Source organism: Prevotella sp. oral taxon 306 str. F0472 (assembly GCF_000257925.1).
Lineage (GTDB): Bacteria > Bacteroidota > Bacteroidia > Bacteroidales > Bacteroidaceae > Prevotella > Prevotella vespertina.
In genome coordinates this window covers 1-11,233 of sequence record NZ_AJIN01000031.1, presented here as the reverse complement: position 1 = coordinate 11,233, position 11,233 = coordinate 1, and the positions used below count along the sequence as shown (strand labels likewise).

Here is an 11,233-nt window from a genome sequence, read left to right as displayed (position 1 = left end):
AAGTAATCAGTTCTAACAAACGAGTCTTTGCTTGTGAAAATACGTCACCTTATACGGTTGACAGATCAGTAGATGAGTTTACGAGTAGACAAGTTAACAAGTTAAAAGTATACAAGTAAACGAGTTATTAGTCGGAGAGACTAATATAAAATGATGAAAAATCTACTGATAAGAAAGGAAGAAATGACAAAAGACAGAAGTGATAACTAGTCAACTTGTCAACTTCATAACTAGTCAACTGAACGAAATATTAGGTGGTTATTGCGTCGGGGTTCCACCTCTTCCCATTCCGAACAGAGAAGTTAAGCCCGTCTGCGCCGATGGTACTGCAATGCAATGCGGGAGAGTAGGTGGCCGCCTTCTTTAATATGAGAGAGCTTCGAAGAGAAATCTTTGAAGCTCTCTTTTTTGTTCCCTTTTTTGTGGCTCCACTCTCAATTCTATCACCTTATAACTCCTCCACCTCCTATTCCAAATTCTCTCTCAGCCTTCTCCAAACGAACCTCCACCATCCGCAGGATAGTAATGTAGATGGAGAGACATTACTGAAATACCATAGACAAGCCTCAAGATGTTTTTATCGACTTGCTTCAATCGTACCTCCATTTTTATAAAACGTACCTTCGTTTTTAATAAAACGTATCTCCGTTTTTAATAAATCGTACCTTGTTTTTTTATAAAACGTACCTTGGTTTTTAATAAAACGTACCTCCGTTTTTAGTGAAATGATAGTACTTCTTATTTAGAAACAAGTATTAGGTCACACAAGCAGTAGTTTCTTACTGAAAAGTTGGACAAGTACTGAATGATGAAAGTGGTACGTGTGCAAGAAGAATTAATGTAGAATACATGTAGTATTTAGGCTAAACACATGATGTATTAATGCAGAGCACCGATAATGTTGATGGTAGATTGGATTGCAGAATGTTATTCTTAATAGGCGAGGAAAAGCTGATATTTCTGTAAATTGTTGCTTTGCAATGATTGAGATAGCGCACAACATTTGTTTACATCAACTTTAATATTTTTTTTTTATAATTATGTTTGTATATTGAGTAAGGCTAAAGGTTGTAAAGTCTTAGTTATCCTCTCCCCAACTTTCTCCCTACTTCTCTCCGAACGATCCCTCACCGTCCGTAGGGAAGTAATGCTGATAGAGAGTAATTTCCAAGATATGTTGGATGCACATCAAGAGTGTCTTACCTTAATAATCTTACGCCAATAAGACTTTATGAAAGCACCAAGAAGAAGCACTTCTAAGACATGCTAAAAAAAATGTTCGCGTACAATTTTTTGAGTTTCTTGTGCTATGTGTTTAATTGCTCTTACCTATATAATATGCGAGACCAATATTCCATATACCTTGCAGACCATAGCCTAGCTCTGAAGTAAAGCGGAGACGGTGGCTTCCAAGCTCTATGCCAACAGGTGATAATTGGTAGGCAAGTCTCATTTTATTCTCTTTGATATTAGGAAAGTTGCTACTTTTTGATCTTAGTTGATAGTAGCTTATCCCCATTCCGACCTTTGAATATAGTGTAAAGTTCCTATTTTCGAGCCATTTGTAATGCACTTCTGGCATAACAGTCCATGCTTTACTCGATAACTTCAGTTCATCATTAGGAAATATAGAGTAGAAAAGTCCTTCAAAAATAAGTCTGAAAGGGTTATCCTTCTCTTCTTCAGTCAATGGTTGATGTGCTCCTTTTGCAGCTGCTTCAGTATAGCTAATATCTGCTCCTACCGCCCATCTTTTATTCAGATGATAGATATATTCCATGTTAAGAGAGCTGTTGATATTCTGAAACGAAGAGAATAATGAAGCATCATCCTCAAGTTGAAACTGTTTAACGTAATTGTTTCTAACACTCTTCAAATGTGGCTCATCCCCTAGTCCGAAGCTCCATATTAATTCGTGTTTGGGTTGTTGGGCGTTCAGCGAGAGTGCAATACCAGTTAATAGTAGTGCTAAGAGTCTTCTTTTCATATTGTGATATAGATTTTAATTATATTACTGCAAAGGTAATAAAATTACTGATCATCGTTATTTATTGTTCCGTCTTTTTTTGATGTTGTAGGTGTGAAGAATCGCAATAGAGGCTCTTCTCCACTCAAGAAGAGCCTTTCCTTGCCTTCAAAGAGGCATCTTCTATGATTGAAGAAGCGCCCTTCTGTATTAGTAATAACAATGGCAGGGAAGAAAAGCGTACCTAATATGTATGATTTTTTATTGTTTTTATGTGGTATGTATATGATGTTTAAGAAAAAAGCGTTACTTTTGTTAGTCGCATAATCATTAATATGATATACTTTATTAAACGATCCGTTGTATGGCTAAGACGTGCACAGTACTCTCGAGGGTTCGGTGTACAATCGCCTTGGGCATATAAGTTTATTCGTTATGTTGTGAATGAGCATTATCCATATTATAAGTATGAACAATTAAAGCAACAGGTCTATGGGATTAATAAGCGGGTTCGCAAACTTTGTAAACTCTATTTTCGTATAGCTAATTTCTTGCAACCTCATAGCTTTATAGACTATCTTCCCTCCTCCTCCTGTTATAAGATTTATGTATTGACAGGGGCTAAGAATACGCTTTATCAGTCTATTTCTCAAGGGATAAGACCTGAAAAATATGCACAAATACTTGATAAGGTGGGTGATAATACAATCGTTCGTGTTAGTTTAAGAGGTAACTATCGTGAGTTTATTGATAAAGCAATCGAGTTACTCCCATCTACATCTGTCTTGATTCTAGAGCATATAAAGCGTGATAAAGAGACACGGGCATACTGGAAAAGGTTGATTGCTGACAATCGTACTGGTATTACCTTTGATTTATATTATTGTGGTTTAATCTTTCTGAATAAGTCCATGATAAAGCAAGATTACATTGTTAATTTCTAAAATGAAGCTATATACAAAGACAGGTGATGAAGGTATGACCTCCTTATGTGGTGGTAAACGAGTTTCAAAAGACGATATACGGGTAGAATCCTATGGAACTATTGATGAGTTGAATGCCCATATTGGATTATTAAAATCGTATCTTCAACCATCTCCAATGAGTAATATTCGTAGTGGAGAACAGAATCAGCAAGAGTTGAAGTCTTCGATTGTTTCTTTCTTGGAAGATGTTCAGAAGGAACTTTTTGTGATAGGAGGAGAATTAGCAAAAGATAACTCAACTCTATCAAAACTACCTTCTGTAGCCTCCTTGGTTATAAGGTTAGAAGGAAAGATAGATGAGATGATGATGTCAATTCCAGCTCAACACGAATTCATTTATCCCGGTGGTAGCCTTATGTCAGCCCAATGTCACGTTTGTAGGACGGTATGTCGTCGTGCAGAAAGACGTATTATCACACTATCTAAAATAGCTCAAATTCCTGGAAATATATTTCCTTTTATGAATAGATTATCAGATTATCTTTTTGTTTTGTCACGTTATTTAAACATAAAGACTGATAATAGTGAAAAAACGTGGGAAAATGCTTGTAGATAGGAAATAATATATTACTTTTGCACGAACTAAGAACATGTAAAAAAATAAGAATATGTATTGGACATTGGAATTGGCCTCTAAATTGGAAGATGCTCCATGGCCTGCAACAAAAGACGAGTTAATCGACTATGCTATGCGATCAGGTGCACCTCTTGAGGTTCTAGAGAACTTGCAAGAGATAGAAGATGAAGGAGATGTTTACGATAGCATAGAAGATATTTGGCCAGATTATCCTTCTAAGGATGATTTCTTATGGAATGAAGATGAATATTAAGACATTAAAGCAAGAAAAGGTTACTCATAGGTAAGATGTGAGTAACCTTTTTTATTGCTCCAGAACACGTTTATTCCATAAATAAAAATAGTCTTTGATTGCAATAAACAACAACATCCTCCGTTATAAGAGCGTGTTTAAACGCTTATTTCTTATAGTCATTCTGATGAGCTTGGCAGTAATTTCTGTCAAAGCACAGTTCGATCCGTCCTATAGTCATTATTGGGCTATGGAGCCGTCGTTCAACCCTGCAACTGTTGGAAAAGATAATAAATTAAATGTTATTGGAGCCTATGCTTTGGACTTTGCAGGCTATGAGCATAATCCAAATACTTTCTATGTGGGGGGGGATATGCCTGTTTATTTCATGAAACAATACCATGGTGTGGGCGTGTCAATATTGAATGATAAAATAGGAGCTTTCACACATCAACGGATAGCAGGACAATATGCTTTTCGTAAGAACTTATGGGGAGGAATGCTGTCTGCAGGTGTGCAAGTAGGTGTTCTGTTTGATAAGTTTGATGGTAGTAAGCTAGATCCTGCGGAAGCAAATGACCCCGCTTTACTTACAACAGAGGGTAATGGTAATAGTCTTGACTTAGGAGTAGGACTTTATTACACTCACAAAAACTGGTATACCGGAATATCTGTTCAGCATTTAAATGCCCCTTTGTTAGAACTTGGTGACAGAAACCAATTTCAAATAGATCGTACCTATTATTTGACAGGAGGATACAATATAAAATTGAGGAATCCGTTTCTAAGTATACCAATGTCTGTTTTGGCACGCTATGATGGTACTGCTTATCGGGCAGATATAACGGCACGTTTGGTCTATACGAATGATAAGAAAGTCCTATATGGGGGCGTCTCTTATAGTCCAACAAATTCAGTTACCGCTTATGTTGGTGGTACTTTTCATGGGATAAATGTTGGGTATAGCTATGAGATGTACACTGGTTCTGCAGCTTTTGGCAATGGTAGTCATGAGTTGTTTGTAAGTTATCAAACAGACATAAACCTTCAGAAGAAAGGTCGAAACAAACATAAAAGTGTAAGATTTCTATAAGAACGATATATGAAAACGAAGAAATGTATATTAACCATTTGTCTTAGCACCCTCTTTCTAGGCACTCTCACTGGTTGTTTTTCTGGTAAAACAGCATCAACGTCAGGTCGCGGTGGTGAGGTCACTGGTGTTGGTGGAGGTGGTAGCTTCCGTGAACCAACACCTTATGGTATGACCCTTGTAAAGCGTGGATGGCTGCACATGGGTTTAGACAAACAAGATTCTCTTTGGGGAAAGAAGACTCCTGTAAAGGATATATCTGTAGATGGTTTCTGGATGGATGAGACCGAGGTAACCAATTCCGAGTATAAGCAATTTGTAGAGTGGGTGCGTGATTCCATTCTTCGTACACGTTTGGCAGATCCTGCTTATGGTGGAGATGAAACCTATATGATTACAGAAGATAAGAATGGTGACCCTGTTAAGCCTCATATCAATTGGAATAAACGATTGCCACGAAAGTTCAATGAGGATGAGCAAAGAGCTTATGAAAGTATGTTTGTTACTAATCCTGTAACAGGGGAGAAGAGTCTTGATGCGAAACAGATGAATTATCGCTATGAGATTTATGACTATACAACAGCGGCTTTGCGTCGTAATCGTTTGAATCCACAGGAGCGTAATTTGAATACAGATATAAAGGTTGATCCTAGCGAAGTCGTGATGATTTCTAAGGATACAGCCTATGTTGATGATGAAGGAAACATTCACCAAGAAACAATCAACCGCCCATTAACAGGTCCTTGGGACTTCTTGAATACTTACATCGTTAATATCTATCCAGATACAACTTGCTGGGTAAACGACTTCCGAAACTCTGATAATGAGATATACTTACGTAATTATTTCAGCAACCCAACCTATAATAACTATCCAGTAGTGGGAGTTACATGGGAGCAAGCCAATGCTTTCTGTGCTTGGAGGACGGAATATCTATTGAAAGGATTAGGTCGTGAGGCTCGTTATGTACAGCGTTATCGACTGCCGACAGAGGCTGAATGGGAGTATGCTGCACGTGGAAAGAATCAAGACGAGTTCCCTTGGGACAACCAGAATGTTAAGAATGGCAATGGTTGTTTCTATGCTAACTTCAAGCCAGATCGTGGTAATTATACGAAGGATGGAAACTTGATTACAAGTAAGGTGGGCATTTATGGTGCCAATTCCAATGGTCTTTATGATATGGCAGGTAATGTTGCTGAATGGACAAGTACCGTTTATACTGAAGCAGGTGTGGATGCGATGAATGACTTAAACCCACAGTTAGACTATAAAGCTGCTAAAGAAGACCCTTATAGACTCAAGAAGAAGAGTGTGAGAGGTGGTAGTTGGAAGGATCCTGAGAGTTACATTCGAAGTGCATGGCGTACTTGGGAATACCAGAATCAACCGCGTAGTTACATTGGATTCCGTTGTGTTCGTAGCCTCGCAAGTTCATCTAGTGAAGCAGCAAAAGAGAATAAAAAAAGCAGTAAGAAAAGGAAAAGATAATGACACAGTATAGTAAATTCAACTTCATTTACCATCTACAAAAGTGGATGGATAGTGTCCCTGGACAAACTTTCCTCAATTATGGTTATAGTTGGGGAGCATCAATTGTAATCCTTGGTGCCTTATTTAAGCTCACTCACTTACCGGGTGCTAACATCATGTTATACCTTGGTATGGGTACTGAGGTTATAGTGTTTTTCCTCTCTGCATTCGATCGTCCGTTTGATAAAACAGATGATGGTCGTGAGCTGCCGACGCATGTTACAGATGAATACCTAGCTGGGAAAGAAGAGAATAGGTCTACTTCTTCAGCTGTGCAACCACAATATTCTGCGGTTTCATCAGTAGATGTTGAGCGTGTACAGCAGGCTATGCCATCTGCTGATGACATAGCAGCTGCAGTTGTTGGACAACAGAGCAAGGCTATTGCTGATGCTCAACAACAAACGCCAGAGATGGTAGAGGCACAAACAAATTACGTCTCTGCTTTGCAGAATCTTACAGAGATGTTAGGTAAGGTGAACGATCAGAGTCAGCGTCTTACACGTGATAGTGAAGAGATGGAGAACCTCAATCGTACTCTTACAGGTATTGCAAAGGTTTATGAAATGCAACTTAAGGGAGCAAGTCAGCAGATTGGTACTATTGATCAGATTAATGAACAAACCCGTAAGATGGCTCACCAGATAGAGCAACTTAATAGTATTTACGCTCGTATGATTGAGGCAATGACTGTTAATATGCGTGTTGCTGCACCAGGGGCGGCTACACAACAATCAACTCCTGAAAGCTTATAAACAGAAAGATGAAGGTAAGGGGAGGTCTCGTAAAAGATACTCTTCAATACTAATAAATAAGATTAATGGCTATTAAAAAGAAAAAGGTTAGCCCACGCCAGAAGATGATTAACCTCATGTACGTTGTCCTCATGGCAATGTTGGCATTGAATATTTCTACGGAAGTACTCAATGGCTTCTCTGTTGTTGAGGAGAGTTTGAATCGTACGACGGGTAATTCTTCTAAGGAGAATGAAGCGATCTTTGGTGAACTAGACCAAATGATGCAGAAGAATCCACAGAAGGTTAAGGAGTGGTTTATGATGGCATCGACTGTTAGAGAGATGAGTGATTCTCTCTATAATTATGCTCAGTCATTGAAGGTTGCCATTGTCCGTGAAGCAGATGGTGAAAAAGGTGATCCTTTGCACATTGAAGGTAAAGACAATCTGGAGGCTGCCAGTTATATAATGTTGAACCCTGCTAATGGGCAAGGGCGCAAGTTATACAATGCAATCAATAGTTATCGCAGTCGAATCTTACAGTTTGTAACAGACCCCCGACAAAAGAGTATTATTGCAAGTAATCTCTCAACGATAGTGCCGAAACACTCAATGGGGAAGAACTGGGAGGAATATATGTTCGAGAATATGCCTGTTGCAGCTGCTGTAACATTGTTATCAAAGTTACAGAGCGACGTTCGTTATGCAGAAGGCGAAGTCCTGCACTCATTAGTGGCTAATGTTGGTTTGAAGGATTTACGTGTTAACAAATTACAAGCATTCGTTGTTCCGAGTCAAACTCGTCTCTATCCAGGTGAAACCATGACTGCTCAAATGTTTATGGCAGCAGTAGATTCCACCCAACAACCACAAGTTTATGTTAATGGTCAACTAATTCAAGGGAATCAAGTGACCGTGAAAGCTGGTGCTCCTGGTAAGCATACTTTGAGTGGATACATGCTTATGAAGGATATGGCAGGTAATGTTTTGCGCCGTAATTTTGCACAAGACTATTGGGTTACTGGTGGACCACAACCTAAGCAATACATTAATTCTAGTGGTATGCAAAAGACACCTCCTTTCGATGGGATGGCTACAATTGCAGCTGATTTGATGAATGTATTGTATGCTGGATTTGATAATCCAATCACCATAAGTATTCCTAATACCTCTCAAAACGATGTACAAGCAACGATGTCAGGAGGAACACTTATTGCACATGGTGGCGGTCATTTCATAGCGCGCCCATCAGCAGTCGGCAGTCCTGTTACCATTTCTGTATCAGCCAAGGGACGCAAGGTCGGTGCCTATCAGTTCCGTGTCCGTAAGCTACCAGACCCATCTCCTTACATTGCTATGGGGGGTGATCGCTTTAAGAGTGGACCATTATCTAAAGCAGCCTTAATGGGTGCTCCAGGTATTCATGCGGCTATTGATGATGGATTACTTGATATTCCGTTCACTGTGACAAGCTTCCGTGTTGTCTTCTTTGATAATATGGGTAATGCCGTTCCATTGGCTAGTAATGGTGCTTCCTTCTCATCTCAACAGAAGGAGCAGTTCCGTCAGTTGAGTCGTAACAAGCGCTTCTATATTACCAATGTTGTTGTTCATGGACCTGATGGAATCACTCGAACCCTCAATGGGCGCAATATGGAGGTTATTGTTCGATAACTATTTGTTAGATAAAACTAGCTGAATAAAATATAGGGGATGGTCTTCTTTCCTCTCATAAAGATAAAACAAAGAAACAATGAAAAAGATATTTCTCATAACCTGTACGGTTTTCTTTGCACTAGCCATCAGTGCTCAGCCTGCTGCTAGGCGTAATCAGCAAATGTCGCAATCACCTGCTAACACCATTACTACACGTGCGCAGATATCTTTCCCAACAGCTGCTCCTTTGCAAGAAGATGTTGTTTGGCGTCGTGATATCTATCGTGAATTGAAGTTGGATGAGGATGCGAATGCAGGACTTTATTATCCTGTTGAACCCGTAGGATCACAGATGAACCTCTTTACTTATATCTTCAAATTGATGATGAATGGTCCTAATCGAGGGGGAATTGCCGCTTATAATTATCGAATGGATGGTAACGAAGTCTTTACCGACTCTGCCCGTGTAAAGCCCTTGCAGTTCCTTGACAACTATCATATCTATTATGAACGCACCGACCATGGTATTCGTCTTGATAATAGTGATATTCCTTCGAGCGAGGTAAAAGGGTATTATCTAAAGGAAAGTGCTTATTATGACCAAGGTACATCAACTTTCCATCGTAAGGTGGTGGCGCTTTGTCCAATCATGTATCGCGAAGATGACTTCGGAGATGGAGAGGTGAAATACCCATTATTCTGGGTTCGCTATGACGACCTTGCTCCTTTCCTCTCTAAGCAAACCATGATGACTAGCAACTTAAACAATGCTGCTACGATGAGTGTGGATGATTATTTCACGATGAACTTATACAAAGGAAAGATTTACAAGACCACCAATCTGTTAGGAAAGACGCTTGCACAATATTGTCCAAACGATTCTGCAATGGCTGCAGAACAGAAAAAGATAGAGCGTGAGCTTGCTGATTTTGAGAAGCATATCTATGGAGATCCTGCTCGTAAGGATAGTCTTGATAGTATTTCGGCAAGCCAAGATGCAGCGAAAGCAAGCAAACGAACTGTTCGTGGTCGTCGTACAAGTTCCTCAACAAGTAGCGTTAGGCGCACACGTCGCCCATCTTCCAGTGGGAGTGCGAGCGTGTCTCCTGCACGAGTGACAGTTCGCCGTGAGCGTCATTAACATAGCTGTTAAATTTCTTCAATTAGGTAATAAAAGCCATTTGAGAACGAATAATGTATAGTCATTATAGTTCTTTTATCATTAATATTTATGATTATGAAGAAAATTATTTCATCGGCTTTATTAGTCCTGTCGTTTCTCTTCTCCATTCCTGTTCACGCTGACGAACCTTTGAAGTTTGGTGTAAAAGCAGGATTGAATGTGAGTGATTTCTACTTTGATAGTGAAGTCTTTGATAAAACGAATCAAGCTGGCTGGTTCTTTGGACCAACGGTGAAATTCACATTACCCGTTGTTGGTTTAGGTATGGATGCTTCTGTTCTATACGATTATCGTGCAGCAAAACTCGATTATGCCACGATGACGCAGACAGTTAAGCAACAACAGATTGCAATTCCAGTGAATGCTCGTTACTCTATCGGCTTAGGTAGCATGGCAAGTGTATTCATCTTTGGTGGACCGCAGGTTGCTTTCAACATTGGTGAGAAAGAATATCAATGGAACATGAAGAGTACATACGCTTTGAAGAATAGTAACTTCAGTGTCAACCTTGGCTTTGGTGTTACCGCATTTAAGCACCTGCAAGTGAGTGCAAATTACAATATTTCCTGCGGAAAGACAGGGCATGCAACGTGGAAGACAGCTACTGATGCTGCAACGTCTGTCTTCAATAAGAAGAGTAGTCGTAACAACTCTTGGCAGGTGGGTGTAGCCTATTTCTTCTAGTCTATTTCGATATTTCTTCGCTGATTATTTGGCAGTTCTAAAGGAAAGCCTTACCTTTGCCGCCGTGAAACAATTAGCAATGACATATCAAGTGAACGAAGTACTGCAAAGAATTATTCGATTCTTTGCATCTTTTTGCACTTTATTTTTGGTCAATCCAAATAATTTGCTAACACACACACACACACACAATATGCGCACCTAGCGTCTAATAACACATTTTTTCTTCTCGCATACGCGCGCGCGAAGCGTGCCGTAACCCCTGTAAACAAAGGACTTTCAAGAGTTTCCTTTGTTCGCTTTTTTATGCCCTTTTGCGAACTCGATTTAGAGCAAAATAAGAACGAAATAACAACTATTTTAATCAATGAAGTAATGAGAAAAAAGCAAGTAAAGAAGAGTTACTCTGCACCAGAGTGTATGATAATTCAAGTCAACGAAGCCACTTATTTGATGGATACGTCTTTCCCGAGCCAGCATAAGAAGGCAAATCACGCTTCTGGTCCAGCTGCTGCTAAGGCAAGTCAATGGAATGATGAAGACTTAGAAGATGAAAACACATCTTCATGGGAAGACTAACAGAGAGT

The 11,233-nt window shown here is 39.5% G+C and carries 12 protein-coding genes and 1 rRNA gene; 11 read left to right on the top strand and 2 right to left on the bottom strand.

The window, feature by feature from the left end; translation table 11 throughout:
• Positions 1–250: 250 nt before the first annotated feature.
• Positions 251–363 (top strand): 5S ribosomal RNA (rrf, locus tag HMPREF9969_RS04690).
• Positions 364–483: 120 nt separating this feature from the next.
• Here the strand turns inward: rrf and HMPREF9969_RS13280 are convergent.
• Positions 484–606 carry a hypothetical protein gene (locus HMPREF9969_RS13280; protein ID WP_255346215.1) on the bottom strand — a complete coding sequence of 41 codons (123 nt, stop codon included), beginning with the start codon at positions 604–606 and terminating at the stop codon, positions 484–486.
• 709 nt (positions 607–1,315) lie between these two features.
• On the bottom strand, positions 1,316–1,987 hold the full coding sequence (locus tag HMPREF9969_RS04685; RefSeq protein ID WP_009434690.1) for a membrane protein: 672 nt from the start codon (positions 1,985–1,987) through the stop codon (positions 1,316–1,318).
• A gap of 314 nt (positions 1,988–2,301) precedes the next feature.
• Between HMPREF9969_RS04685 and HMPREF9969_RS04680 the strand changes: the two genes are divergently transcribed.
• From HMPREF9969_RS04680 to HMPREF9969_RS04635, 10 genes are all read left to right on the top strand, one after another.
• Positions 2,302–2,910: a hypothetical protein gene (locus HMPREF9969_RS04680; RefSeq protein WP_009434687.1), complete on the top strand. Its 609-nt coding sequence runs from the start codon at positions 2,302–2,304 to the stop codon at positions 2,908–2,910.
• Between the two features lies 1 nt (position 2,911).
• On the top strand, positions 2,912–3,508 hold the full coding sequence (locus HMPREF9969_RS04675) for a cob(I)yrinic acid a,c-diamide adenosyltransferase (RefSeq protein ID WP_009434694.1): 597 nt from the start codon (positions 2,912–2,914) through the stop codon (positions 3,506–3,508).
• A 52-nt stretch (positions 3,509–3,560) separates the two neighbouring features.
• Positions 3,561–3,782, top strand: a complete 222-nt coding sequence (locus HMPREF9969_RS04670) for a DUF2795 domain-containing protein (RefSeq protein WP_004337463.1) — start codon at positions 3,561–3,563, stop codon at positions 3,780–3,782.
• Between the two features lie 133 nt (positions 3,783–3,915).
• Complete coding sequence (locus HMPREF9969_RS04665) at positions 3,916–4,854, top strand: type IX secretion system membrane protein PorP/SprF (RefSeq protein WP_198005078.1); 939 nt, start codon at positions 3,916–3,918, stop codon at positions 4,852–4,854.
• Positions 4,855–4,863: 9 nt separating this feature from the next.
• On the top strand, positions 4,864–6,345 hold the full coding sequence (locus HMPREF9969_RS04660; RefSeq protein ID WP_009434689.1) for an SUMF1/EgtB/PvdO family nonheme iron enzyme: 1,482 nt from the start codon (positions 4,864–4,866) through the stop codon (positions 6,343–6,345).
• On the top strand, positions 6,345–7,142 hold the full coding sequence (gene gldL, locus HMPREF9969_RS04655; RefSeq protein ID WP_009434691.1) for a gliding motility protein GldL: 798 nt from the start codon (positions 6,345–6,347) through the stop codon (positions 7,140–7,142). Before HMPREF9969_RS04660 ends, gldL begins: the two co-directional genes overlap by 1 nt.
• Before the next feature lie 65 nt (positions 7,143–7,207).
• Complete coding sequence (gene gldM, locus HMPREF9969_RS04650) at positions 7,208–8,797, top strand: gliding motility protein GldM (RefSeq protein WP_009434696.1); 1,590 nt, start codon at positions 7,208–7,210, stop codon at positions 8,795–8,797.
• Positions 8,798–8,876: 79 nt separating this feature from the next.
• Entirely contained in the window at positions 8,877–9,920 is a 1,044-nt protein-coding gene (gene gldN / locus HMPREF9969_RS04645) for a gliding motility protein GldN (protein WP_009434693.1), read from the top strand.
• A 96-nt stretch (positions 9,921–10,016) separates the two neighbouring features.
• Entirely contained in the window at positions 10,017–10,646 is a 630-nt protein-coding gene (locus HMPREF9969_RS04640; RefSeq protein WP_036895052.1) for a porin family protein, read from the top strand.
• Positions 10,647–11,021: 375 nt separating this feature from the next.
• Complete coding sequence (locus tag HMPREF9969_RS04635; protein WP_036894819.1) at positions 11,022–11,225, top strand: hypothetical protein; 204 nt, start codon at positions 11,022–11,024, stop codon at positions 11,223–11,225.
• Positions 11,226–11,233 lie beyond the last annotated feature (8 nt).